This window comes from Salmonella sp. SAL04202, assembly GCF_046550775.1.
GTDB classification, from domain to species: Bacteria; Pseudomonadota; Gammaproteobacteria; order Enterobacterales; family Enterobacteriaceae; genus Salmonella; species Salmonella enterica.
In genome coordinates, this window is sequence record NZ_JBGDXK010000004.1 from 228681 (window position 1) to 254507 (window position 25827).

26 protein-coding genes are annotated in these 25827 nt (G+C 56.6%); 5 read left to right on the forward strand and 21 right to left on the reverse strand.

Features of this window, described 5'->3' with window-relative positions; all coding sequences use genetic code 11:
- Nucleotide 1: 1 nt before the first annotated feature.
- The 3 genes from hemF to ACLJQJ_RS17360 all read left to right on the forward strand — a co-directional run bounded on the left by hemF (nucleotide 2) and on the right by ACLJQJ_RS17360 (nucleotide 2657).
- Entirely contained in the window at nucleotides 2-901 is a 900-nt protein-coding gene (gene hemF / locus ACLJQJ_RS17350) for an oxygen-dependent coproporphyrinogen oxidase (protein ID WP_063808897.1), read from the forward strand.
- A gap of 20 nt (nucleotides 902-921) precedes the next feature.
- Entirely contained in the window at nucleotides 922-1251 is a 330-nt protein-coding gene (locus ACLJQJ_RS17355; protein WP_001194342.1) for a hypothetical protein, read from the forward strand.
- Nucleotides 1252-1379: 128 nt separating this feature from the next.
- On the forward strand, nucleotides 1380-2657 hold the full coding sequence (locus ACLJQJ_RS17360) for a DUF1963 domain-containing protein (RefSeq protein WP_063808896.1): 1278 nt from the start codon (nucleotides 1380-1382) through the stop codon (nucleotides 2655-2657).
- 199 nt (nucleotides 2658-2856) lie between these two features.
- On the opposite strand, the gene eutR is transcribed toward ACLJQJ_RS17360, so the two are convergent.
- From eutR to maeB, 18 genes are all read right to left on the reverse strand, one after another.
- The gene (gene eutR, locus ACLJQJ_RS17365) at nucleotides 2857-3909 is read right to left on the reverse strand and encodes an HTH-type transcriptional regulator EutR (RefSeq protein ID WP_000753666.1); all 1053 of its coding nucleotides are present in this window, start codon (nucleotides 3907-3909) and stop codon (nucleotides 2857-2859) included.
- 47 nt (nucleotides 3910-3956) lie between these two features.
- Entirely contained in the window at nucleotides 3957-4451 is a 495-nt protein-coding gene (eutK, locus tag ACLJQJ_RS17370) for an ethanolamine utilization microcompartment protein EutK (RefSeq protein WP_000606266.1), read from the reverse strand.
- Between the two features lie 12 nt (nucleotides 4452-4463).
- Entirely contained in the window at nucleotides 4464-5123 is a 660-nt protein-coding gene (gene eutL, locus ACLJQJ_RS17375) for an ethanolamine utilization microcompartment protein EutL (protein ID WP_001111056.1), read from the reverse strand.
- A 9-nt stretch (nucleotides 5124-5132) separates the two neighbouring features.
- On the reverse strand, nucleotides 5133-6029 hold the full coding sequence (gene eutC, locus ACLJQJ_RS17380; protein ID WP_000372344.1) for an ethanolamine ammonia-lyase subunit EutC: 897 nt from the start codon (nucleotides 6027-6029) through the stop codon (nucleotides 5133-5135).
- 18 nt (nucleotides 6030-6047) lie between these two features.
- Entirely contained in the window at nucleotides 6048-7409 is a 1362-nt protein-coding gene (gene eutB / locus ACLJQJ_RS17385) for an ethanolamine ammonia-lyase subunit alpha (protein ID WP_000769990.1), read from the reverse strand.
- Between the two features lie 11 nt (nucleotides 7410-7420).
- Entirely contained in the window at nucleotides 7421-8824 is a 1404-nt protein-coding gene (eutA, locus tag ACLJQJ_RS17390) for an ethanolamine ammonia-lyase reactivating factor EutA (protein ID WP_063808895.1), read from the reverse strand.
- The gene (eutH, locus tag ACLJQJ_RS17395; protein ID WP_000512359.1) at nucleotides 8821-10047 is read right to left on the reverse strand and encodes an ethanolamine utilization protein EutH; all 1227 of its coding nucleotides are present in this window, start codon (nucleotides 10045-10047) and stop codon (nucleotides 8821-8823) included. The genes eutA and eutH overlap by 4 nt, the downstream gene beginning before the upstream one ends.
- A gap of 119 nt (nucleotides 10048-10166) precedes the next feature.
- Nucleotides 10167-11354 (reverse strand): ethanolamine utilization ethanol dehydrogenase EutG, encoded by a 1188-nt coding sequence (gene eutG, locus ACLJQJ_RS17400; RefSeq protein ID WP_001147500.1) that lies wholly within the window; start codon nucleotides 11352-11354, stop codon nucleotides 10167-10169.
- The gene (gene eutJ / locus ACLJQJ_RS17405) at nucleotides 11344-12183 is read right to left on the reverse strand and encodes an ethanolamine utilization protein EutJ (protein WP_000929680.1); all 840 of its coding nucleotides are present in this window, start codon (nucleotides 12181-12183) and stop codon (nucleotides 11344-11346) included. Before eutJ ends, eutG begins: the two co-directional genes overlap by 11 nt.
- 10 nt (nucleotides 12184-12193) lie before the next feature.
- The gene (locus ACLJQJ_RS17410) at nucleotides 12194-13597 is read right to left on the reverse strand and encodes an aldehyde dehydrogenase family protein (protein WP_024797860.1); all 1404 of its coding nucleotides are present in this window, start codon (nucleotides 13595-13597) and stop codon (nucleotides 12194-12196) included.
- Between the two features lie 11 nt (nucleotides 13598-13608).
- Nucleotides 13609-13896: an ethanolamine utilization microcompartment protein EutN gene (gene eutN / locus ACLJQJ_RS17415; RefSeq protein WP_001522340.1), complete on the reverse strand. Its 288-nt coding sequence runs from the start codon at nucleotides 13894-13896 to the stop codon at nucleotides 13609-13611.
- A 112-nt stretch (nucleotides 13897-14008) separates the two neighbouring features.
- Nucleotides 14009-14299 carry an ethanolamine utilization microcompartment protein EutM gene (gene eutM / locus ACLJQJ_RS17420; RefSeq protein WP_000387716.1) on the reverse strand — a complete coding sequence of 97 codons (291 nt, stop codon included), beginning with the start codon at nucleotides 14297-14299 and terminating at the stop codon, nucleotides 14009-14011.
- A 40-nt stretch (nucleotides 14300-14339) separates the two neighbouring features.
- Nucleotides 14340-15356 carry a phosphate acetyltransferase gene (gene pta, locus ACLJQJ_RS17425; RefSeq protein WP_063809653.1) on the reverse strand — a complete coding sequence of 339 codons (1017 nt, stop codon included), beginning with the start codon at nucleotides 15354-15356 and terminating at the stop codon, nucleotides 14340-14342.
- Nucleotides 15353-16156 carry an ethanolamine utilization cob(I)yrinic acid a,c-diamide adenosyltransferase EutT gene (gene eutT, locus ACLJQJ_RS17430; protein WP_000997656.1) on the reverse strand — a complete coding sequence of 268 codons (804 nt, stop codon included), beginning with the start codon at nucleotides 16154-16156 and terminating at the stop codon, nucleotides 15353-15355. The genes pta and eutT overlap by 4 nt, the downstream gene beginning before the upstream one ends.
- Nucleotides 16153-16842 carry an ethanolamine utilization acetate kinase EutQ gene (eutQ, locus tag ACLJQJ_RS17435; RefSeq protein ID WP_000733867.1) on the reverse strand — a complete coding sequence of 230 codons (690 nt, stop codon included), beginning with the start codon at nucleotides 16840-16842 and terminating at the stop codon, nucleotides 16153-16155. Before eutQ ends, eutT begins: the two co-directional genes overlap by 4 nt.
- Entirely contained in the window at nucleotides 16820-17299 is a 480-nt protein-coding gene (eutP, locus tag ACLJQJ_RS17440; protein ID WP_000820751.1) for an ethanolamine utilization acetate kinase EutP, read from the reverse strand. The genes eutQ and eutP overlap by 23 nt, the downstream gene beginning before the upstream one ends.
- 12 nt (nucleotides 17300-17311) lie before the next feature.
- On the reverse strand, nucleotides 17312-17647 hold the full coding sequence (gene eutS, locus ACLJQJ_RS17445) for an ethanolamine utilization microcompartment protein EutS (RefSeq protein WP_001031445.1): 336 nt from the start codon (nucleotides 17645-17647) through the stop codon (nucleotides 17312-17314).
- Between the two features lie 416 nt (nucleotides 17648-18063).
- Entirely contained in the window at nucleotides 18064-20343 is a 2280-nt protein-coding gene (gene maeB, locus ACLJQJ_RS17450; RefSeq protein WP_000344299.1) for an NADP-dependent oxaloacetate-decarboxylating malate dehydrogenase, read from the reverse strand.
- A 271-nt stretch (nucleotides 20344-20614) separates the two neighbouring features.
- On the opposite strand from maeB, the gene tal reads away from it, so the two are divergent.
- Nucleotides 20615-21565: a transaldolase gene (gene tal / locus ACLJQJ_RS17455; protein ID WP_023195315.1), complete on the forward strand. Its 951-nt coding sequence runs from the start codon at nucleotides 20615-20617 to the stop codon at nucleotides 21563-21565.
- 19 nt (nucleotides 21566-21584) lie between these two features.
- Complete coding sequence (gene tkt / locus ACLJQJ_RS17460; RefSeq protein WP_063809654.1) at nucleotides 21585-23585, forward strand: transketolase; 2001 nt, start codon at nucleotides 21585-21587, stop codon at nucleotides 23583-23585.
- A 62-nt stretch (nucleotides 23586-23647) separates the two neighbouring features.
- Here the strand turns inward: tkt and ACLJQJ_RS17465 are convergent, their stop codons facing one another.
- From ACLJQJ_RS17465 to nudK, 3 genes are all read right to left on the reverse strand, one after another.
- On the reverse strand, nucleotides 23648-23878 hold the full coding sequence (locus ACLJQJ_RS17465) for a hypothetical protein (protein ID WP_000700635.1): 231 nt from the start codon (nucleotides 23876-23878) through the stop codon (nucleotides 23648-23650).
- 127 nt (nucleotides 23879-24005) lie between these two features.
- Nucleotides 24006-25049: a DUF1176 domain-containing protein gene (locus ACLJQJ_RS17470; RefSeq protein WP_001270670.1), complete on the reverse strand. Its 1044-nt coding sequence runs from the start codon at nucleotides 25047-25049 to the stop codon at nucleotides 24006-24008.
- A 124-nt stretch (nucleotides 25050-25173) separates the two neighbouring features.
- Complete coding sequence (nudK, locus tag ACLJQJ_RS17475) at nucleotides 25174-25749, reverse strand: GDP-mannose pyrophosphatase NudK (RefSeq protein WP_000084037.1); 576 nt, start codon at nucleotides 25747-25749, stop codon at nucleotides 25174-25176.
- Nucleotides 25750-25827 lie beyond the last annotated feature (78 nt).

The window sequence follows — 25827 nt, forward strand, 5'->3', positions numbered from 1 at the left end:
CATGAAACCCGATGCACATCACGTAAAACAGTTTCTGCTACGCCTGCAGGATGATATTTGCCAAACGTTATCCGCTGTGGATGGCGCAAACTTTGTCGAAGATAGCTGGCGACGCGAAGCGGGCGGCGGCGGACGCAGCCGGGTATTACGCAACGGCGGGATTTTCGAACAGGCGGGCGTTAATTTCTCTCACGTTCACGGCGATGCAATGCCCGCGTCCGCCACCGCGCATCGGCCAGAACTCGCCGGGCGTAGCTTCGAAGCGATGGGCGTATCGCTGGTGGTGCATCCGCACAATCCGTATATTCCCACCAGCCATGCTAACGTGCGCTTTTTTATTGCCGAAAAACCGGGCGCCGATCCGGTGTGGTGGTTTGGCGGCGGGTTCGATTTAACGCCCTACTACGGCTTTGAAGAGGATGCCGTTCACTGGCACCGCACCGCCCGCGACCTGTGTCAGCCGTTTGGCGACGATGTGTATCCGCGCTATAAAAAGTGGTGCGACGACTACTTTTTCCTCAAGCATCGTAACGAGCAGCGCGGTATCGGCGGCCTGTTTTTTGACGATTTGAATACGCCGGATTTCGACCACTGCTTCGACTTTATGCAGGCGGTCGGCAACGGCTACACCCGGGCGTATTTACCGATTGTCGAACGACGCAAAGCGATGGTCTGGGGAGAGCGGGAGCGTAATTTTCAACTTTATCGCCGCGGTCGCTACGTGGAGTTCAATCTGGTGTGGGACAGAGGCACCCTGTTTGGTCTGCAAACCGGCGGGCGCACTGAATCTATCCTGATGTCGATGCCGCCGCTGGTGCGCTGGGAATACGACTGGCAGCCAGAAGCGGATAGCCCGGAAGCGGCGCTGAGCGAGTTTATTCAGGTACGCGACTGGATTTAACTTATTTATAAAGTAAAACAATGCAAACAAATACACGGAAAGTAGTAACCAGTGACGCCAAATGGCATCCCCATCTGGGTATAAGTTTTATTGGCTGCCTGCTTGCCATTACGCTAGAAATATATTTTGAAGAAAGAATATTCATCCCTCATAGCGGAGGGGTGAGCTTCGGTCTAATCGTGCTTCTGGTTATCAATATGGTGACCATCCCTGTGGTCATGGCCCTGATAGCATTACTCTGCTTTATTATTCATATTCCGCGTAAAAGCGTTAACTGTATCTTGCTATGCATACTGGCATGTATTCTGACGATAGCCGGTTTGTTTATCGCCTATCCGGTTGGCCGTTGAGTAAAAGCAGGCTCGTAGAAATAAACGAGTTCATTGTAGATAAAGAATTCGGATAACCGCCCGCTGCCGTTATCATTAGTAAAACAGTACAGTAAACACTCGTAGAATTTGCAGTGGAGCACTACCGCATGGACGAGCGTATTCCTTGTAAAAACCCGCAATGCTCACATTTCATCCTGCCAGCAACGGCTGCCCGCACGGAGGGCTATTGCATGCCCTGCGTCCAGGCGCGCTATCGGCAAGAGCAGGAAGAATATATCCGGAAAAACAGAAAAACGATCGACGCGTTCAGTGGCATTACTAACCCTGTTGAAATGCTTAAACTCGTTCATGAACCCCGGGAACACGATCCGTTAATCGAGTGGATTCCCTGCCCCATTCCGACCGATGAGCTTTACAAAAAGCTCTCCGATGATGAAAGCCGCGACATGGTCGATTATGCAGAAGAATTATTTGATTCCGGATGGCAGGAGGAAGCTCAGGAAATTGCGCTGTGCCTGGCGGCATTTACCCAGGCCAATCTGGATAATTTCCTGCGCCAGGTAATAAATGAAGAAGAACTGGAGCTCTCTTCACCCCTACCTTTTCACCGTGCGCCGCCTGACGTACGCGACGCGCTTTTGCAGAAGGTTGAAACCGATGACGAAAACCGTGACGGCATTCTTTGTGCCCTGGCCTGGATTGGCGATGAGGTTGTCGTTGAGCATTTTAACCGCTGGCGCCAGGAACCACCTGCGTGGAGTGCTTCACTTCATATCCTCCCTCATCGCTATGCTCACCAGGCGGGATGGGAGCTCACTGAAGATGGCCGTAGGCGCGATCTTTACTTTCCGCAATGTACCCATCTGGTAAAACAGGCACCTGAACAGCCGGCCGTTTTTCGCGCCGTCGCAGAATATGGTGAAAACTGCCCACACTGTTCCCTGCCGCTAATCAATCTATTTGAGGTTGCGCCGAGCGCCGTCGGCCTAAGCACGCAGGGTTGGCCCGGTCAAATTCGTATTCTGACCTGTCAGTGTTGTACGGCATATAACACCGTTTTCGCCACCGTCGATCCACAAGGCCAGCCGCGATGGTGCGAAAAAAATGCGCTCTCGACGCTGGCGGTGGAGAATTCCTCTGACTGGATAACGCTACCGCTTGATGTTCTGCACCCCGGGGAATCCCGTTTGCCGCTATTCGCTGCTGAAATATTTTTACCCACCACCTTCTCACAGCTCGGCGGCCATCCCGCATGGGTTCAGGATGCAGACTATCCCACGTGCCCAACGTGCACGCAAACGATGATGTTTCTTGCGCAGCTAAGCTATGAAGATATCGAGGAAGAGGAATATGCGGAAGGAATGCTTTATGGGTTTATCTGCCCCTCCTGCCAAACAACGGCAACGTCTTATCAGCAAACATAAACGCTCATCCTCATGACCTGATGACAAAACTGTTTTGCACGTTGTGCGCGCGGTTCCCCGGAGGCGGCGCTGGCGCGCCTTGCCCGGGCTACCAACCACAGACGGCAGCGAATCCGTAGGCCCGGTAAGGTGCCAACCGCCACCGGGCAATTCCCGACACACGCACGTTATCAGCAACCGGAGAGCCTACCCATCAATATCAAGCCCATTGCCGCATCCGTTGATGCAGCGTCAACGACGGTTTTTCGGCAAATAATTGCTGATAATCGGTGGCAAATTGCCCCAGATGCCAGAATCCCCACTGCATCGCGGCATCTTTGACCGTGGTGCTCTGCGACCACGGGCTAATCAACTCCCGGCGCACTGCATTGAGGCGAATACGTTTCAGCCACGCATTGGGGCCAATGCCCAAAATGGCGTGAAACGCATTTTGCAGCGTGCGACGGCTTACGTGTAGCTGGTTACATAAGTCGAGCACCGTCAGCGGCTCCGACATATTTTCCAGCACATATTCCCGCGCCCGCGACAGTAGCCTACGATATCCCTGATGGCTGATGCTTTCGGCGCTATGAATCGGCTTCGCCTCTTCCAGCATCGTGCCCATCGCCAGCAACAAATTATCACTCAAGACCTTACGCACCGCAGGTTGATGCAGGGTTTCAGGACTCTCGCTGAAGGTGGCCAGCGCCTGCTGCACAAAGCCCCACAGCGCCGCTTTATGCTGCTCTTTTACCTCCAGCGCTAACTGGTTACGCAGCATATGCAGCACCCTTTCCGGGTTATGCAAAAACGTGGCCTGACGGGAAATAACATCTTCCGAGATAACGACGCCCAGAATGGTGTAATCATCCGGCGTGCTCAGTTCAAACTCGGTGCCTCCCGGTCGGGTGGCAATCTCGGCGCTGCCGAGCCCCTGCGCGCCGATAAATCCCTGTTCGCCGCGCGTCGCCGGAATACCAAACCAGAAAGAGTTTGGCCAAACCAGACACGACTGACGCAGCGCCAGGCCGGTGTATTCACGGAACACCTGAATCTCATCAAGCAGGATTTCCGTGAACTCGCCATGAAATTTACCCGGGTGTAACTGATCGTAGATCTGCTGCCAGGCGGTGATAGTCAGAGCATGTTCATAGACATCCGTCGTCCGTCGCTGATGAACATTGTCCACCTCGACTCTGGGCGTAAGTTTAACGTCTTCGGGTAACGCTTCATGATAAAGATGGTGCAAATTCGCTGTACGGGTCTTTTTCATGATCTTCTATGCCGGACGCCCGCCAGGACGCCCGGCCCTCCGACAGATTAATTTTTGATGCGATAGCGACTACTGCGTTTACGCAACGCTCCGTCAGAAAAGAGTTGTTCCAGCACGTTTCTGGCCTGCTCCAGCGGCCAGCCAAAATGCGCGGCAACCTCTCCCGCCGTCATTCCCTGGCGTACTGATGCCAGCAGCGCCAGTAACGCTTCAGCGAACTCAGGCGTTGCGGGTACCTGGGGCGCTTTCTCAGTCGGCGTTGTCGCACGCGCAAACCCGCCAATCAGCCACTGGGTGTCCTCTTCCGGACGACCAATTTCTTTGCGGCTAATCACACGGCCTGTGCGCTGCGCGGCGGCGCTTCCGGCATCCAGCGCCGCACGACACGCCGCCAGATCGCCCTCCACCACCAGCGTGAGCCTGCCAGGGTCGAGCACTTGATGACTGAGCAAACGCACGTTGGCCGCTTTCAGCATGGCATCCGCCGCATCGACGGCGGCGACCATTCCGTCCACTTCCAGTAATCCCAGGGCATTGATCATTGGCAGCCTCCGTTACGCACGCTGGACAGGGTTACGGGCGATATCCAGCACGGCGTCGGTAAAGGCGTTGCAGGCGGCTTTACACGCGGCCTGGCTTCCCGTTAAGAACGCGGCCGAATAGTTGGTTTCCGACGGCGGCGGCACGTAAGTCACCAGCTGAACGTCAGCGGATTTCATCGCCGCGTCAATGCCGAATGTCGCTTCCAGCGGCGGCGCCACCAGGTAGGCCATTGGATCGCCCAGCGCAATACCTGCGGTAGACGAGAGGTACGAGCCGGTACGCGAAACCACATGCGCCAGGAATGCGGTATTTTCCGCATCGTTCGCCCACTGGAACGCCGCGCCGTTTTCAATGCTGGCGACCATTGCATCCAGACCGGCGCGCACTTCCGCCGGGTTCGGTCCGCCCAGCATAATCAACACCTCACCAGCGGTAGGCGACGGCCCGTGAGCCGCCCCGGCATAGAGGGAGCGGCCATAGACCACTTCCACCATCGCCTGTTTTGTCGCTTCGTCAGCGGCAATATAGGTCACATCATCAGAATCTGCCGTGATGAGTCCGAGACTACGTATATGTGGCGGTAATTTAAGTTCCCGCGCAAAGCCGTCATTCACGGAGGCAATCACGCGCATGGCAGTCACTGAAGGTCGAATTAAATCTAATGCAGGCATGATGTCTCCTTAACGGGTCATGTTGATGCCGGACGCTTTCTGCTCCAGCATCCGTTTGGCCAAATCCACAATCACGGCGGCGGCTTCTACTGGCGGCGTCCCCCCCTGATGAATGTTTGAAATACAGGTTCTGTCGGCCTCGACGGTGGTCGCCACGCGCGGGGAATAGACGGCGTAGCAGGAAAGACTTTCCGACTGCCCCAGCCCCGGACGTTCGCCCACCAGCAGGATGACGACCTTCGCGCCGAGAATTTCGCCAATCTGATCTTCAATCTTCACGCGGCCATAGCGCACAAAGAACGGCGTGCCGACGTTCAGCCCGGCCTGCTTCAGACCGGCAAGCAGCGGCGGCAGGATCTCTTCATAGTTGGCGGTGATCGCATCCGTAGAGAGGCCATCGGAGACCACTACCTGCACATCCGGGTTCATCACGCACTGCGACTTCAGCGCGTCAATAGCTTCCGGGCTCAGGCGACGCCCCATATCCGGGCGCGTCAGGTACAGGTTTTTGTCGCTGATCTCCGAACGCACTTCCAGCAGCCCTTGCGCTTTTACCCACTCTTCCGGCACTTCTTTGAGCACGGTATCTTTCGAACGGGAGTGATCCGCCAGGAAGCGCAACAGCGCCTGGGTACGTGGACGCGGCCCGGCACGCCCCGTACAGACGCGTGCCGCAGTACTGCGACGCAGTTCGGTCAGCACGTCCGCACGATGCGGGTTCTCGACGCCAATCCAGGCTTTTGCCTCTGCGGAACCTAAATCCAGCGCGCAGCTTTCGGTCACCGTCGGCGCGGCGCACTGCGGCTTTGCGCCTGCCTGCGTTGACGGCGCGACGGGCTGCGGTACGTCCTGTCCCATTGACGCCATCACGCTACGTACAATTTCTTCAATCTGTTTTTGATCCATGGTGTTATCCCCGCGTCATCAGAAGAACAGTGACGGATCGCCCGCCCGTTTGGTCAGACGACCGTTTGCCATAATGCCCATCGTTTCCAGCCAGCGTTCAAACTCCGGCGATGGCCGTAAATTCAGCAACTGACGGACGGTGGCGGTATCGTGGAAAGCGGTGGTCTGGTAGTTGAGCATGATGTCGTCGCCGAGCGGCATCCCCATGATGTAGTTACAGCCGGCAGTGGCGAGCAGAATCATCAGGTTTTCGTTAAGGTTCTGGTCGGCGTCGGCATGGTTGGTATAGCAGCAGTCGCAGCCCATCGAGATGCCGCTCAGCTTGCCCATAAAGTGATCTTCGAGACCGGCGCGGATAATCTGCCTGTCGTTGTAGAGATACTCCGGCCCGATAAAGCCCACCACGGTGTTCACCAGGAACGGATCGTAGTGGCGCGCCAGCCCGTAGTTACGCGCTTCCATCGTCACCTGGTCGGCACCAAAGTTCGCACCAGCCGACAGCGCAGACCCTTGCCCGGTTTCAAAGTACAGGCAGTTTTCCCCGGCGATGCGGTTGAACTCCGCCCCCACAGCCCGCGCTTCGTCGAGCATCGCCAGTTCCACGCCGAACTCTTTTAAGCCCTTCTCGCTGCCGCAAATGCTCTGGAAAATCAGTCCGCCCGGCGCGCCGCGACGAATCGCTTCGATCTGGGTGGTGACGTGCGCCAGCACGCAGCCCTGGGTCGGAATATTGAATTTATCGATAACGCCGTAAACGGTGTCGAGCACGCGGGTCAGGTTCTCCACGTCATCGGTCACCGGGTTAACGCCGATCACCGCATCGCCTGCGCCGAAAGAAAGCCCTTCGTAGATTTGCGCGGCGATACTCTGTACATCGTCACGGGTATCGTTCGGCTGCAAACGGCAGCTAAAAGTGCCCGGAATACCGATGGTGGTATTGGCTTTTTTGATCACCGGCATTTTCTTGCCGCCGTAGATCAGGTCGGCGTTGGAGCAGATTTTCGCTACTGCCGCCACCACTTCGGAGGTCAGGCCTTTGCGGGTAAACGCGATGTCGTCCACGGAGGTTTCATCGCTCAGCACGTATTCGCGCAGTTCGCTGATGCTCCAGTTTTTAATCCGGTTATAGGCCGTTTCGTTGACGTCGTCCTGAATCAGGCGCGTCACGCAGTCCTCTTCATAGGCAATCACCGGATTGTTGCGGATATCCGCCACCGTCATTTCCGACAGTACCTGTTTTGCCGCTACGCGCTCCTGCGAACTTGCCGCGGCAACCCCGGCCAGCACATCCCCCGAACGCAGTTCGTTGGCTTTGGCCAGTACCTCTTTTACATCCTTAAACTGATAAACATTGCCGAACAATGTGGTCTTTAGTTTCATAAGTCGTTCCCTCAGGAAGGAAATGCGAGTGATTTCACCGTCACCGGCACAACCGATCCGCCAAAAAGAGGCGTACCAATGTCGATATAGTCTCCCGCCCGCACGACCACCTCATCGATGACCGCCAGCGGAAGTTGCGGTAACTGTGGGCGCAATAACATGCCCAGCGCTTTACCAAAATCCTGCTCGGCCACCACCAGCAGGGGATGTGGATTGGGATAACGCGCGACAAAAGCCGTCAGCGCGTTGATGACCGTGAGTAATGCGGCGTAACGCACCGGGAGCGTGGCGGGAAGCGCCAGCACGTAAGCGTCGGTTTGCGGGTCGAGATCAAGCTGGAGAAGCGCCTGCCGCCAGGCGTTCACCAGATCGGCGTCATCCTGCGGGATCGCCACCGGCAGGTTGCGCAGCGGCAGTTGGACGTCTTCCAGCCAGATAGTACTGCCGGAAAGCGAGAGCGTATGGGCCCCTGCGCCAATCACCGTGGCGCGCACGGTTTGCGCCGGAAACTGCACGTTCATCTCGCGCAGACGCGGGTGCTCATGCAACGCCGTGGCGAGCAGCGGTCCAATGTCAGAAAAGCAGAACGGATCGGCAGGCTGATGGCGATAGCATTCACCTACCCCACCGGAAAGGGTGATCACCTCCGGCGTAATATCGGCGGGCAGTAGCCCGGTTTGCATCAGCGATTGCGCCAGCGGCGAGAGCGCGCCGGTGATAACCTCGACGATGAGATCCGCCATCCGCCGCGCCACCTGCCCCAACTGTGCGGCAGCTAAGGCGCGAGCATCAGTACCCGAACCGAATACCTCATCGATAATCATCTGCCCCGGTTGATGGGCATAAACCACGCGCCCCTGAGCGTCGGTTTCCAGCAGGCGACCACCGACGTTAAGGCAGGCGGTGCCGCTGACTTTTCCCGCGTCAAACAGCGCGTAGTTAGACGTGCCGCCGCCGATATCAATATTCAGCACCCGGCACATCCGCTGCTCAGACAAGCTTTGCGCTCCGGCGCCGTGACCGGCAATGACTGATTCCAGATGCGGCCCGGCGCTGGCGACCACAAAGTCGCCCAGCGACTGCGAGAGCGCCATGACCGCCGGACGGGCGTTGCGGGTTTTGGCGCTTTCGCCAGTGATAATGATAGCCCCTGAGTCCACCGATTCAGGCGCGATGCCTGCGGCCTGATACTGGGCAAGGATCAACGCTTTAAGTTCTACCTCTTTTAGACCGCCCTGCTTATCCACGGGCGTAAAGAAGACCGGGCTTTGCCAGCTAATGTCGCGTTTGATGAATTCGTAGCGCGGCACCTGCGACACCGCCGCACGGTTAACCAACTCCAGGCGCGAGAAGATCACCTGCGTGGTGGTGGTGCCGATATCGATACCGACGCTCAGTAGCTGGCGAGTGTTCACGATTGCGCCTCCGCTTCGGTTTTCACCTGGGCGGCGTCATCTTTCGGCACCAGCATCATCGCCACGCCAATCGCCGTCACGCCGCCGATCAGCTTGCCGACAATCATCGGGAAGATCATGGCGTTCATGTTGGCAGCGGCGAAGCCTAAATGGTCGCCCAGCGCGAACGCCGCAGAGACGGCAAATGCGCAGTTAATCACTTTGCCGCGGGTATCCATCTGCTTCATCATGCCGAACATGGGGATATTGTTCGCCAGGGTCGCTACCATGCCTGCCGCCGCAATATTATTTACGTTCAGCAGTTTACCGACATTCATCAACGGTTTTTCAAACCAGCGGGTCAGTAACAGCACCATCGGATACGCGCCGAGCAGCACGCAGGAGATAGAGCCGATCACTTCAATGGCGCGCATCACTTCGCCGGGTTTATCGCCTGGCGCCATAAAGATCGGGTCGAGTCCCGGAATCAACTCCCAACCCAACAGGAATTTAACCACCGCAGCCGCCAGACCGATGGTGATCAGCGCCACCAGAAATTTGGCGAAAATCTGGAAACCGTTGATCATTTTTTCCGGGATGAACTTCAGCCCCAGCGCTACCAGCACCGCGACGATCAATACCGGGATCATGTTCATCAGGATCAGCGCGAAGGTAAACTCCACTGGCTGACCATTGATCTGCACGCCTGAGTACATGGCGATCAATCCCCCCGCAATGCAGCCAATGGGAATGGTGACGATACCCGCCAGTACGCCAAGCGCCAGGTAGCGGCGGTCAGACGGTTCGATAATGCCGAGCGCCACCGGAATGGAGAACACAATGGTCGGCCCCATCATCGACCCAAGTATTAACCCTGAGTATAGCCACGCCGCGACATCACCGCCGGCCAGCTCTTTGGCGAGGAAGAATCCGCCCATATCACAGGCCAGTAGCGTACCCGCGAACATGGATGGGTTCGCGCCCAGCATTTCGTATACCGGGATAATAACCGGCCCCAGTACATGCGCCAGCACCGGCGCCAGCGCGGTCATACCGACCATCGCCAGCCCCAACGCGCCCATCGCCATAAAGCCCTCTTCAAACTGGCCGCCAGACCCCTCGATACTCTTGCCGAATTTACCGAGGAAGCGCGCCGACCCGCCGAACTGCGACAGGATTCTGTCCACGGCGGCAATCAGCATAAAGAACATCATGATGTACATGATGATTTCGTTAATTCCCATAGCCCTTACTCCCTGCCATTTATGATTTGTAGGCCGGATAAGACGTTTACGTCGCCTCCGGCATTAACGCCGTGTTATTGCCGGATGGCGGTGCGAGCACCTTATCCGGCCTACAGGCATTACCCGGCAGCCGCGTACAGGTCGATAATCTGTGCCTGTGTGGCGGTGCGTGGGTTACTGCGCAGACAAATATCCTCCAGCGCGGCTTGCGCCCACGCGCTGTAGTGTTCGGGTTTGGCGCCAGCGTCAGCCAGCCGTTTGCTCTGTCCCACTTCGGCAATCAGCTCGCACACCGCCGCAATCGCATCGCGATCGTCCGATTTCTTATTGGTTAACGCCCGACCGATTTGACTGAAGCGCTCGCGGCAAACCATCCGGTTAAAGCCCATGACTGTTGGCAGCAGCATGGCGTTGGCCTGGCCGTGCGGAATATGCAGCGCCGCTCCTGGCTGATGCGCCATCGCATGACACAGCCCCAAACCGGCGCTGGAAAAGGCCATTCCCGCCATACAGGAGGCCAGTAACATATTTTCACGCGCCGCCAGATCGTGGCCGTAACCCACGGCTTTCGGCAGCGATTTGCCAATCATCGCTATCGCGCCAATCGCCAGGCTGTCGGTAAACGGCGTGGCGTTGAGCGCGCTGTAGGCCTCAATCGCATGCGTCAACGCATCGATACCGGTCATCGCCGTCACGTTTGGCGGAACGCCTTCGGTCACGGCAGCATCAAGAATCGCCACGTCCGGCATTAGTGACGCGTGCGCCAGCACCTGCTTGCGCCCGCTGACCGCGTCGATAATCACCGTCACGTTGGTGGTTTCAGAACCGGTTCCGGCGGTGGTCGGCACCGCAATCAGCGGCAGACGCGGGCGTAATGTACTGTGCTCGGTCATGGCGCTCAGCGTCTGGTCAGGGTTAGTCACCAGCAGGGCGACCGCTTTCGCCGCGTCCAGCACCGAACCGCCGCCAAAGGCCACTACGCCGTCGCACGCCGCCTCACGCAGTTGCGCCACCGCCGCGCAAACGTCGGTAATGCACGGCTCGCCAGGCGGACACGGCCAGACCGTCATCGCCACGCCCTTCATCGCCAGGCTGCGTGCCAGCGGCGCGGTCATTCCCGCCTGATGCAGGAAGCTGTCGACCATCACAAACAGATGGCTTACGCCTCGCGCTTGCGCTTCCTGTCCACAGGCGCCGAGCGCCCCAAGTCCGCACAGCGTGACCGGCGGTACGCTGAACGTTTTCACCCGTTGCAGATTCAGGGTGTCGAATGCCTGAAACAGCGCCGTCTGTAGTTCAGCTTGCATAGAGTCCCTCCGCTTTCGCTCTCCCGCTGTTGGCTATCGCCAGCGGGGTCATAAACAGGCTGTGCTGCGGCAAATGCACCTGTAACTCCGGGAAACGCTGGCGAAATAACGCCTCCACGCCCGGCTGCATACAGGAACCGCCCGCCAGCCATAAATCAGCAATTCCTTGCCCTTCAATATGGCGAGCAACGATCTCCGCCATCTTTTCGTACACCGGCTTCACTACTGGCCAAATCTCCTGCGCATTGCTGCGCTTGTACTGTTCCGCCTCTTCCAAGGGAATACGGCGGTTGCCCGCCAGCGTCAGGGAGATATGGTGCCCGCCAGTGGCTTCATCGGCGGAGTAAGTCACCTTGCCCTGTTTGACGATGGCAATGCCGGTAGTGCCGCCGCCAATATCCACCACGCCTGCATTATCAAGCGCCAGCAGATCCGCCACCGCCGTCGGCTCATCCAGTACGTGGCTGACTTCTAACCCGGCAGACTCCAGCACGTTGTTCGAAATACGCGGGTCGGTGCCCGGCGGGAACGAGGTCGCCGCGTGGGTAAAGCGGCAGCCGAGCTGCTGTTCAAGGGTGTCGAGATGGCGGCGCACGAGGGTGACGGCGCCGAAGAAATCCCAGACGATGCCGTCACGCACAACGTCGGCCCAGTCAAGGCATACCGCCACCGGCTGGGCGTTGCCGTCGACCACCATCGACACCACGTCGCAGGTGCCCAAATCGACGCCCAGCCACAGTGGTGTGTCGCTGGCGGCGGGCGTCTGGTTACACAGGGCCGCCGCTTTTTGCAGTCTTGGAGTGAGCCAGAGTTGTTCGTCGTGCGCCATGAGTCATCCCTTATACAATGCGAAACGCATCCACCAGCACGCATCGACGCAGTCGCACAAAGGTACGCGCGCTGGTCACCCCTTCGCCAGTTGGCGTGGTGATAGTCATGGTGGTCCAGCCTTCACCGCCCAGTCCGAGACCAGCAATGCACGGACCGTTTTTGACGAAAATGCTGGTGTCGATGGCGTTCGCCATCTGGTTCATGTTGTCGATATTGCGCGAGTGCATCGCCGCCGTATGGTGGCAACCGCCTTCAAGTTGTACCGCCAGGGCGATGGCTTCTTCGACGTTGGCGACCCGTACCACCGGCAGTACCGGCATCATCATTTCAGTAACGGCAAACGGATGGTTGGCTGGCGTTACCACAAACAGCAGGCGCGTTTGATCCGGGACGTTCAGGCCGATGGCTGCGGCAATCTTGCCCGCGTCACGACCGACCCAGTCACGGCTGACGGTGCCTTTACCGCGTTCATCGATATTCTTCAGTAGCACTGGCTGGAGCTGTTCGGCCTGAGCGGCGGTCAGTTTCACCGCGTGCTGACCTTCCATCAGACGCATCAGCTCGTCGGCGACGCTATCCACCACAATCAGCACTTTTTCGTCGGCACAGATGATGTTGTTATCAAAAGACGCGCCTTTGACGATGGATTGTGCAGCGCGCGGCAGGTCGGCGGTCTCATCCACCACCACCGGGGGATTACCGGCACCGGCGGCGATCAGGCGTTTATTAGTATGTTTACGCGCCGCGTCCACCACCGCTTCGCCGCCGGTCACCACCAGCAGGCCAATACCGGGGTACTTGAACAGCCGCTGGGCGGTTTCGATATCCGGGTTCGCCACGGTGACCAGCAAATTTTCCGGGCCACCGGCGGCGACCACCGCCTGATTGAGGAGGGTGATTGCCCGCTGAGAGACCTTTTTCGCCGCCGGATGCGGGGCAAACACGACGCTGTTGCCTGCGGCAATCAGGCTGATGGCGTTATTAATCACCGTCGCCGCCGGATTGGTGGACGGCGTGACCGAGGCCACCACGCCCCACGGCGCATTTTCAATCAGCGTCAGGCCGTTATCGCCGGTCAGCACCTGCGGAGATAAACACTCGACGCCCGGCGTGCCGCGCGCCTGCGCCACGTTTTTGGCAAATTTATCGTCAACGCGTCCCATGCCGGTTTCGCTGACGGCAAGTTCCGCTAATTCTCGGGCGTGTTTTTCGCCCGCCTCGCGAATGGCATGAATGGCAAGCTGGCGCATCGCCACGCTCTTCAGCCCCTGCTGGGCCCGTTTTGCTGCCGCCACTGCGTCATCCAGGGAGGCAAAAACGCCCATCTCATGAACAGTACTGGCCGGCTGGCTGCTGTCTTTCATTTTCAGCAGTACCGCTTTCACCACCTGTTCAATATCCTGTTGATTCATGATGTTCAGTCCTATTTATGGAAAACCACTTTCCCGCCAGCCACCACTTCATCGACGATGCCAATGACGCACAGATCGACCGGTGATAATTCGCTGCGATGCGCCTGGCGTGCGGAACTGCCGCTGACCAGCAGTACCCACTCTCCGGTTCCCGCCCCGATACTGTCGATAGCGACGGCACACTGCCCGTCGGGGTTGCCCTGGGCATCGATCATTTCCACCATCAGCAATTTGTCATGCGCCAGTCCCTGATGGCGGACGGTACATACGATTTGTCCTGTGACGACTGCCAGTTTCATATCCGCCTCCATGGATTGCCCGTTGGGTCGTAGGCCTTGAATCTGCGCACCATCAGGCAATGGCGCGCATTCATGCCGGATGGCGACGCTGCGCGTCTTATCCGGCCTACCATCAAATGTTGCTGTCGCCTTTGAAGCTGATCGGGAACACTTCTTCCAGATCGCCGTGCGGGCGTGGAATCACGTGTACGGAGACCAGCTCGCCAATGCGCTGCGCCGCAGCGGCGCCAGCATCGGTTGCGGCTTTGCACGCCGCCACGTCGCCACGCACCATGGCCGTACACAGGCCACCGCCAATCTGCTTCACGCCGACCAGCTTCACGCGTGCGGCTTTTACCATCGCATCTGAGGCCTCAATCAGCGCAACCAGGCCCCGGGTTTCAATCATTCCTAATGCTTCCATCGTGTTTTCCTCTCATTAAAGGGGTCCAGAACGGGACCGTTCATTCAACCAGTGTGTGTAAGCTGCGTTCGCGGCTCACGTCAGCCTGGCGCGGCACGGCTGCCACCAACGCCAGTTCGATAATTTCCTGCACGCTACAGCCTCGGGAGAGGTCGTGAAGCGGCGCGGCAAGCCCCTGAATTAGCGGCCCAACCGCGCGATAGCCTCCCAGACGCTGAGCGATTTTGTAGCCAATATTGCCCGCCTCCAGCGACGGGAAAATCATCACGTTGGCGCGGCCTTGCAGCGGGCTGTCAGGCGCTTTTTGCGCGGCGACCTCCGGTACGAAAGCGGCGTCAAACTGCAATTCACCGTCCACAAGCAGTTGCGGCGCACGTTCGCGAACGAGCTCTGTCGCCTGCTGCACGTTGGCAACATTGGGGTGACGGGCGCTGCCTTTGCTTGAAAATGACAGCATCGCCACGCGCGGCTCTTCGCCGGTAATGGCCCGCCAGGTGTCGGCGCTGGCGATAGCGATATCCGCCAGCTGCGCCGCCGTCGGCTGCGGCACTACGCTGCAATCGGCGAACCCTAATGCCGTGCCGGCATACTGCGGCAGCATCAGGAAAATAGACGACAATGTTTTGCACCCGGGTTGCAGGCCAATCACCCGCAGCCCTGCGCGCAGCACATTCGCCGTTGACGACAGGTTGCCTGCGATACACACATCAGCCTCACCGGCGCTCACCATGGCGGCAGCGAACATTAGCGGGTCGCTAAGCTTTTCCACTGCGTCCGGCGGCGTTTTTTCTCCGGCACGGGCGAGCCAGCGTTGCGCAAAACGCTGGCGCATACTCAGGTTGCTGTGTGGGTCGATGACCTGAATGCCATCCATCGCCATACGATGACTCAGGGCAAACTGACGCAGCGCAAACGGACTGGCGACCAGAACGGGGCGAGCCAGACCGCACTGTTGCAGGTAATGCGCCGCTTTCAGCACGCGTTCGTCCAGCGCATCGGGAAAGACGACTCTGGCGGGGGCGCGTACCGCCAGTTCGCGGGCGCGTTCAATGATCATGGCTTCTCTCCCAACCGTTGTTGAATTTGGGCGACCGTCAGCGGATGTTTCGCCACGCTCAAAATCATCATCACGTAAACCGTGCTGGAGAGACGGTTCAGCGCCTGTAAAATGTCCGGGCGCAAGACCTCAAAACTACGGGTAATAAACACTTGTGCAGCGAGGGTTTCCGTTTCGCGGACTTTGGTTCGCAGGAGATTAAGCAGCGCCGCATCGCGACCGTGGCTGGCCTCCGGCACCAGGTGATCGTGGTCGAGATAGCGCAGCGGCTGGTGGGAAAGCCGATGCAGCTCATCCTCGTTCAGCCCGACGATAGACTGCGCCGCCAGCGGTTCATCTATAGCGTCGGCGCGCATAATGTTGCCCAGCCGCGAGCGGATATCGAAAAGCCACGGCTGCCAGGGTTCCGCCAGTTCGATTTGTAGCCACACGGTCAGCGCGATGGCGCTGTCGAGCGCGGCGCGAAAGCCGAGGCGCGGGTCGCTTTTGGCGACCATTTTGTCCGCCGTCAGATGGGTCAGCGTATCGGGCTTTTTCACCACCGGCTGGCGGCACAGTTCACAGCAGGCCTGTGGGTGCGTATCGCTACTGGTTAAGCCATGTACCGGCTGCGGCTGCTGTTCGTCATCATCGACAAACAGCCGACCTTGCGGATCCAGAAACTTAATGCGCAGGCGACGACTTTCCAGCAGTTCCCGGGCCGAGGGCGTCAGGCGGGCATCAGCGGGCAGATGGATTTCCGATCCTTCGCTGAGCGTATGATTCGCTCTGAGCCACGTTTCGGTGATGAAATCGTTCATACGGATTGCCAGTTCGCAGGCCAGGCGACGTACAGGAAGCGCACGGACGTTGGCGTGCCAAATTCAATGCTGGAGCCTTTCGGGATGAACATGACATCTCCGGCTTTGGCAATCATGGTTTCGCCTTCATGGCGTACATGCAGTTCGCCTTCCAGCACCATGTCGATTTCGTCGTAGTTCAGCGTCCACGGGAAAAAGGCGTTGTCCCACTGCATAAACCCGGCGGCCATGCTGCTACCATCCTGCTCTGTAACCAGATCGGTTAAGCCGACGCAGTGCGGTTCGGCGCCGTCGAAGCGGCCAAATTTCACGCTGCTGCCGTCAATGACTTTCACGCCGCCTTTACCCGTGACGGAGGTAAAGCTCGGCTGCATCGTCCCCAGTTCCAGCGACTGCTTTTCCTTCAGCACTTTTTCCATCAACTGCGCCACCAGGCTTTCAGTAAACTGCCCTTCCGGGAGCTGCGCGATGATGGCTTCCCGAATGCGCTGGCTTTCGCTTTTACACGCCTGCGCCGATGTGGATGCCGGAACGGACTCGTCGCATTCGGTAATCGTGAAGCCCAGTAGTTCCGCCACTTCGCGAGCCTCCGGGGTAATAATGCTGGCGCGCAGCACTACCGACATCGCCTGTTCGCCGCGGGCGTGGGCCGCACGAATATCGTTAGCTGTGATAAGTTTTTTCACCTGCCTCTTCCTCCTGTTCACTGAGAGCCGCCAGATAATCCACCAACTGCCGCACGCTTTGCGGGTCGTGGCCGTTGAGCTCGAAAATCGGCTCCCGGAATCCAATCTCGCAAAGCAACTGCCGCGTAGCGGCGACGTCGGCATCCGGCATGTCCGTTTTGCTGATAACGGCGATATGTCGTTTACGGGTTCCAACATCCAATAACCCGGCAGGTAAGCGACTTTCTTTATCGTTTGCCGCGTGGACATAAATCAGCGTGTCCACATCCTGCAACGTGGTAATTAAGGCGTGATACCAACGGGGATGGCTAAAATATTCACCCGGCGTATCGATATCGCCATGATCATTAAATTCCACGGCCTGCGTTTTTCTGGCGAGGGAGTAATTTCCCCGTAACGCGTTAAAAAGCGTTGTCTTTCCGGCACCGACCGCGCCGACAAAAGCAATACGTTTCATTACCGCCACCAATTAACTTTTTGTTAACTCACACAGGGTAAAGTTTAATAATCGCCCCAGTCCGCTGACCGTCTGTAATAGCGCTTCTTCTACTGCGCCGACGGTGCCATAAATCACCAGCGCGCCGCTAAATCTGTCGAGAAAACCGATGTGTACATCCGCAGCCTTCATCGCTAAATCGCCAGCGATCATAGCCGTTTCCCCCGGCGTTAAAGTCATAATGCCAATCGCGCCAGCATCGGGAACGCCGATCTTTTTCGCCAGTTCTTCACCAGGGTGCGCAATGAGATGCGCCAGCGTGACCTGTTTGCCCGGCACAAATTCCTGAATAATGCGTTCTTTATTCATTGCTCACCGTCTCCACTGAAACTGCCGTCATCGTGGCAATTTTTTGTCGGAGTAAATAACAAAATTCGGCAAGGTGATGTAAAAGGTGAGGTAGATCACTAAGAGAAAGAAAATAAAAGGGACTTCTGCCGAAGGTGTTAACGATAAATATCGTGGTGCATCACATTTTCAGGCGTCATTCTGAATTTAAGCCTGTTCCGAAATAAATACCCACCGGCTATTCTTTGTATTATTACCATCGATAAAAATAATGCGTATCACTCGATTTGTGCATCGTACAGATTCAGTGAAATAAGTAGGGGTAACGCAACAGGTTCCAGAATATCCCCACCTGAGCCTTTCATGCCATGGCGAAGCCCAGCGGCGCATAAAAAAAGCGCAGGAGAACCTGCGCCAGAAGAGAGAGTAATGCGTTATTAAAGCGGCGTGGTTTGCGCTTCAACTACCGCTAACGCCACCATATTCACGATACGGCGTACAGAGGCGATCGGCGTTAATACATGTACCGGTTTAGACACGCCCATCAGGACCGGGCCGACCGTGACGCCTTCGGAACTGGAGACGCGGAGTAAGTTGTAACTAATGCGAGCGGCTTCCATATTCGGCATCACCAGAATATTGGCGGCTCCCTTCAGCGGGCTATCCGGCATCCGGTCATTACGAATACTTTCCACCAACGCCGCATCACCGTGCATCTCACCGTCAATCATCAGATCGGGCGCTCGTTCGCGTACCCGCTCAAGGGTTTCGCGCATTTTGCTGGCGGACAGCGAATTTGAGGAACCAAAGTTAGAGTGCGACAACAGCGCGACTTTCGGCTCAATACCAAAGCGGCGAACGGTTTCCGCCGCCATTACGGCGATCTCCGCCAACTGTTCCGGCGTGGGATCTTCGTTAACATAAGTATCGGCGATAAAAGTGTTGCCGCTTGGCAGCAGTAAGGCGTTCATCGCCCCTGCCGTATGCACGCCGTCACGGTAGCCAAAGACGGCTTTCACGACGCTGAAATGCTCATGGTAGTCGCCGATGGTGCCGCAGATCATCGCATCCGCTTCCCCACGCTGCACCATGATCGCGCCAATGGCCGTATGGTTGCCGATCATCGCACGCTGCGCCTGTTCCTGAGTTACCCCGCGACGCTTCATGATCTGGTAATACTCGCTCCAGTACTCTTTGAAGCGCGGATCGGATTCATTATTCACGATCTCGAAATCAACGCCCGCTTTGATCTGTAGCCCCAGTTTCTGGATACGCATTTCGATCACGCTCGGACGTCCGATCAGGATGGGCTTCGCCAGCCCCAGGGTTATCAACTCCTGGGTTGCGTGCAGCACGCGCGCCTCTTCCCCTTCCGGCAGCACTACGCGCTTCGGATCTTTGCGTGCCTGCGAGAAGATCGGCTTCATGAACAGGTTGGTTTTGTAGACAAACTCGGTCAGTTTATCGATATAGGCATCAAAGTCAGCAATCGGGCGCGTCGCCACGCCGGAATCCATTGCCGCTTTCGCGACCGCCGGAGCGATTTTGACAATCAGACGCGGGTCAAACGGTTTCGGAATAATGTATTCCGGCCCAAAGCTCAGGTCCTGATCGCCATAGGCCGAGGCCACCACTTCGCTCTGTTCGGCGTGCGCCAGCTCGGCAATCGCACGGACCGCCGCCAGTTTCATCTCTTCGTTGATCGCCGTCGCGCCGACGTCCAGTGCGCCGCGGAAGATAAACGGGAAGCACAATACGTTGTTCACCTGGTTCGGATAGTCGGAACGACCGGTACAGATGATGGCGTCCGGACGCACTTCTTTCGCCAGCGGCGGCAGAATTTCCGGTTCCGGGTTGGCCAGCGCCAGAATCATTGGCGCGCGGGCCATTTTCTTCACCATCTCCTGAGTCAGCACTTTCGGGCCTGAACAGCCGAGGAAAATATCCGCGCCGTCAATGACCTCATCCAGCGTGCGCTTGCCGCTGTCGTCTACCGCATAGGCCGCTTTGGTCTCCGCCATATTCGGCTCACGGCCTTTGTAAATAACGCCCTTAGAGTCGCACACCACGATGTTGTGCTTTTGCATCCCCAACGCGACCAGCAGGTTCATACAAGCGATTGCCGCCGCCCCTGCGCCGGAGACGACCATTCGCACGTCGGAAATATTTTTCTCTACGACTCGCAGGCCATTAAGAATGGCGGCCGTACTGATGATCGCCGTTCCGTGCTGATCGTCATGGAAAACCGGGATGTTCATGCGCTCGCGCAGTTTCTGCTCAATATAGAAACATTCCGGCGCTTTAATGTCTTCGAGGTTAATGCCGCCAAAGGTCGGCTCCAGCGCTGCGACCACATTGATAAATTTGTCCGGGTCAAGCTCATCGACTTCAATGTCAAACACATCAATGCCGGCGAATTTTTTAAACAGAACGCCTTTACCTTCCATGACCGGCTTGCCGGCCAGCGCGCCAATGTTGCCTAACCCCAGCACCGCTGTACCGTTGGAAATGACCGCGACAAGGTTGCCGCGCGCGGTGTATTTGTAGGCTGCCAGCGGATCTTTTTCGATTTCCAGGCAGGGCGCCGCCACGCCTGGCGAGTAAGCCAACGCCAGATCGCGTTGGGTGGCAAGGGGCTTAGTCGGAGAAACCTGAATTTTACCGGGTACCGGAAATTCGTGGAAATCAAGGGCGCTTTGTTTTAACTGCTCATCCATTTTGTTGTTCCTTTCACGTATCGTTCAAAAAGTGACGCGGCCTGGTGCGCCGCACATTATCACCGTACTGCGCAACACAAACTTTGAAGGTCTGCAAACTATCACGACGCGGCGCAAGAGTTTGTTATCAACTTATAACAGTCATGTTACCTGCTTATACCAGCAATACCATGCCTGTCTGCTATGCTTTTTGGTTATGTAGTGTATCAATCTTTCAGAAGTGTGAATCAACACACTCATCTAACACTTTACTTTTCAAGGAGTATTTCCTATGAACCAGCTAGACGGCATCAAACAATTCACTACCGTCGTCGCCGATAGCGGCGACATCGAGTCCATCCGCCACTACCAGCCGCAGGATGCCACGACAAATCCCTCTTTACTGCTGAAAGCCGCCGGACTTGAGCAGTATGGTCATTTGATTGAGGATGCGATTGCCTGGGGGAAAAAACACGGCGGTACGCAGGAACAGCAGGTTGCGGCAGCCAGCGATAAACTGGCGGTCAATTTTGGCGCGGAAATACTGAAAAGTATTCCCGGTCGCGTCTCCACTGAAGTCGACGCGCGGTTATCATTCGATAAAGAAAAAAGTATCGAGAAAGCGCGCCATCTGGTGGATCTCTACCAGCAGCAGGATATTGATAAATCGCGCATTCTGATCAAGCTCGCCGCAACCTGGGAAGGTATCCGCGCCGCCGGGCAGCTCGAAAAAGAAGGCATTAATTGCAACCTGACGTTGTTGTTCTCTTTTGCCCAGGCGCGCGCCTGCGCCGAAGCGGGCGTCTATTTGATCTCTCCGTTCGTGGGCCGAATTTACGACTGGTATCAGGCGCGTAGTCCGCTGGAGCCGTATGTCGTGGAGGAAGATCCCGGCGTGAAATCGGTACGCAATATCTACGATTACTTTAAACAGCATCGCTATGAAACCATCGTGATGGGCGCAAGTTTCCGCCGTACTGAGCAAATCCTCGCGCTAACCGGCTGCGATCGACTGACTATCTCCCCTAACCTGCTTAAAGAGCTGAAAGAAAAAGAAGAACCGGTGATCCGTAAACTGGTGCCTTCCTCGCAGATGTTCCACCGTCCTACGCCAATGACGGAAGCGGAGTTCCGCTGGGAACATAATCAGGACGCGATGGCCGTAGAGAAGCTGTCGGAAGGTATCCGTCTTTTTGCCGTTGACCAGCGCAAACTGGAAGACCTGCTTGCCGCCAAACTATAAACCTTGCATGGAGTGATTTATGTCCCGTAAAGACCTTGCCAATGCGATTCGTGCGCTGAGCATGGATGCCGTTCAAAAAGCCAATTCCGGGCACCCCGGCGCGCCGATGGGGATGGCGGATATCGCTGAAGTGCTATGGAACGATTTTCTTAAACATAACCCCACCGATCCGACCTGGTATGACCGTGATCGTTTTATCCTTTCCAACGGTCACGCCTCCATGCTGCTCTATAGTCTGCTGCATTTAACCGGTTATGACCTGCCGCTGGAGGAGTTAAAAAACTTCCGTCAACTGCACTCTAAAACGCCAGGCCACCCGGAGATTGGCTATACGCCCGGCGTTGAAACCACCACCGGGCCGCTGGGCCAGGGGCTGGCGAATGCCGTCGGGCTGGCGATTGCCGAGCGTACGTTAGGCGCACAGTTCAACCGGCCGGACCATGAGATTGTCGACCACTACACCTATGTCTTTATGGGCGACGGCTGTCTGATGGAGGGGATCTCGCATGAGGTGTGTTCGCTGGCTGGTACGCTGGGACTGGGCAAACTGATCGGCTTTTACGATCATAACGGCATCTCCATTGATGGCGAAACCGAAGGCTGGTTTACCGACGATACCGCCAAACGTTTTGAAGCCTACCACTGGCATGTCGTGCATGACATTGACGGGCACGATCCGGAGGCGGTGAAAAAAGCCATTCTCGAAGCTCAGAGCGTAAAAGATAAACCTTCGCTAATTATCTGTCGGACGGTGATAGGTTTTGGCTCGCCGAATAAAGCCGGGAAAGAGGAGTCGCACGGCGCGGCGCTGGGCGAAGAAGAGGTGGCGCTGACCCGCCAGAAGCTGGGATGGCATCATCCGGCGTTTGAGATCCCAAAAGAGATTTACCGCGCGTGGGATGGCCGTGAAAAAGGCGAGAAAGCGCAGCAGCAGTGGCAGGAAAAGTTTGCTGCTTATGAGAAGGCTGATCCTGAGCTGGCCGCGGAGTTTACCCGCCGGATGAGCGGCGGACTGCCGGAGACATGGGAGTCCGCCACGCAAAAATTTATTAACGACTTGCAGGCTAATCCGGCCAAAATCGCCACCCGTAAAGCATCGCAAAATACGCTCAATGCCTATGGTCCCCTGTTGCCGGAACTGTTAGGCGGATCGGCGGATCTGGCGCCGAGCAACCTGACTATCTGGAAAGGTTCGACCTCGTTGAAAGAGGATCCGGCAGGTAATTACATCCACTATGGCGTGCGCGAATTCGGCATGACCGCCATTGCCAACGGCATCGCCCACCACGGCGGCTTTGTACCGTATACCGCCACGTTTCTGATGTTTGTCGAATATGCGCGTAACGCGGCGCGTATGGCGGCCTTAATGAAAGCCCGGCAGATTATGGTCTATACCCACGACTCCATCGGTTTGGGCGAAGATGGCCCGACGCACCAGGCCGTGGAACAACTGGCGAGCCTGCGCTTAACGCCTAACTTCAGCACCTGGCGTCCCTGCGATCAGGTTGAGGCGGCGGTCGGCTGGAAGCTGGCCATTGAACGTCAGCACGGGCCGACGGCGTTGATTCTCTCGCGGCAGAATCTGGCGCAGGTGGAACGCACGCCGGAACAGGTGAAAGCGATTGCCCGCGGCGGTTATATTCTGAAAGATAGCGGCGGCAAGCCGGATATCATTCTGATCGCTACCGGATCGGAAATGGAAATTACCCTCCATGCGGCGGAAAAATTGACTGGCGAGGGGCATAACGTTCGCGTGGTGTCGTTGCCTTCAACGGATATTTTCGATGCGCAGGACGAGGCATATCGCGAATCAGTGCTACCGGCGCACGTGGCCGCCCGCGTCGCGGTGGAAGCCGGTATAGCCGACTACTGGTATAAATATGTTGGCCTAAAAGGCGCAATTATCGGCATGACGGGATACGGTGAATCCGCCCCGGCTGACAAACTGTTCCCGTATTTTGGCTTTACCGTGGAAAATATTGTAGAAAAAGCCCGCCGGGTGCTGAACATCAAAGGCTAAGGCGAGCGTTAGCAACACAGACTTTGCACAGTCTGCAGACCTGTTCTGTAGGCTGTGCAAAATTACTTCGTAGACTCAGGCGCATCTGACTGCCCGATGACGACCTCATCAATGGATTTATGGCACATCAGGCAAAAGGCCTTTTTTTTATGCGCCTGTAATGTTGAATCCCACGCCGCTGATCCGCCTTCTTTATTCACTTTTTCTCTTATCGCCGCCAGCCGATCTATTTCATAATAAGCGCTCAGGCAGCCACAATGGGGGCATAATACGGGGCCATTATTTATTTTCATACTATTTCCTGCTGTGGTGAGGCTATCGGGTAAAGTAACAATCCTACCGTAACGTAGCAATCTCTATACCATAAATGAAACCTCAATAGGTGTATCCCTATTCTGAAAAGGGGATAACAACCAGGATTCAACGCGTGATCCACAGCGTAGGCCAGGCATCCGGCCCGTGCCAGTTATCGCAGCTCGGTTCTTCGGCATAACGTACCAGACGAAAACGATCGCCATCATAACGCCAGCGCGTCTGGATACCGCAGTCGGTTAACCCCCGCCCTTTCGCCAACGTCACCAGCTCGCGCGTTTTCTCGTCAAAGAAGGCGTTCATCAACTCCATGTCATTACTTTCGACGCCGCGATTAAACGGCAGCCGCAAACGTACGGCGCGCGAGACGAGCGTTTTTTTGCGTGAAACTACCCAGGCGAGATCAATAGTGTTATAGGCGCCGGCTTCGCAGTTAACAATCAATAACGCTTTATCATCCGTCAACGCGCTAACCTGCGTCTCGCGACGCAGCGGGTCAAGCGAACAACGAATGCCGTTTACCCGCCATGCTGCGTAGTCCAGCAGATCGTCGCGTTCTTCCTCACTCAGCGGTACGGGCGTTGGATTAATCACGGCGATCCCCTTCAATGCCGGTGCCGGGGGCACGCTGAGCGGCGGTTCGTTTCCTTTTTCAATCCAGGCGGTTTCGCTGCCCACACGTTTTTGTTGCGCGTCGATAAACAGTAATGCCGCTTTTAATCCCGCCAGCGAAAGCGTCTGAACGCCGTTTTTTAAGGTGATGGCCTGCGCATCCTGAATCGTCTGTAAAAATGCGGTGATGGTGGCAGGATCGCCGGTCATGAGATGCCAGGGCGACACGCGCCAGTGTGGACTGTTGAACGAAAGCGGTTTGCCATCCAGCAATAAGCGAGGCGCAATTGCGGCTTCTTTAGCGTCGGGCGGCGCCAAACCGCCGCGGTCGATACGCAGTACCGCATCGGTACGCGCCCCGGCGCTGCGGCTTAATGTCATCACCAGCCCATGATGTTCGCCAGTATTGCGCGCTACGCAAAAATTTTGGTTATTGCAGGTGACCTGCCAGTCGGAAAAAGTCCGTTGCGCTGGCGCAGCCCACAGTAGCTGGACCGGCAACAGGCCAAACAGACAAAAAAGAATAACGCGGTAGCGCATGAACGGAACAACCCCAGATTCAGAACAACACAGCTAAGGCGGTATCTTCCTTGCGCGCCTCAGGGTTCTCAATCAGATTTATCGGATTGGTCTTTTTTGTGTAAAGAAATATATTTCTTTTTTTTCAGTCCATTAGATGAGACGTCTGTAAATAGTTAAGCAATAACACGGTCTTACCGTCCCGAATCTCACCTGAGCGCACCATTTCCAGCGCCCGGGAAAACGGCAGTTCAAGCACCTCAATCTCTTCGTCCTCCACGCCGCCGCCGATGCTGGCGCGCTCGCTATCATGATATTCGGCAATGAAGAAATGAATCAGCTCCGTGACGCCGCCTGGCGACATATAAAGCTCAAATATCTTGCGTACCTCGCCAACGTCATACCCTGTCTCTTCAATGGCCTCTTTACGGATACAGACCTCCGGCTCGTCGTTATCAAGCAGGCCAGCGCAGGTTTCAATTAACATACCGTCTTGATTACCGTTGACCCATGTCGCCACGCGAAACTGGCGAACCAGAACCACGGTTTTTTTAGTTGAGTTGTAAAGCAGAATGGTTGCGCCATTCCCGCGATCGTAAACCTCACGCTTGTGACGGATAACCTCGCCATTACGACGGGTCAGGTCATAGGTAATGTTGCGCAGAGTAAAATAATTATCAGAAAGAATTTTATCCTTAATAAGCGTAATGGTTTGCGACATGCTGGCTCCAGGGTGTAAAAAGAGCATTAATATTACGCCGTGAGGTCGGTTTTGTCTGCTGAAGGGTTAATCCTTAAT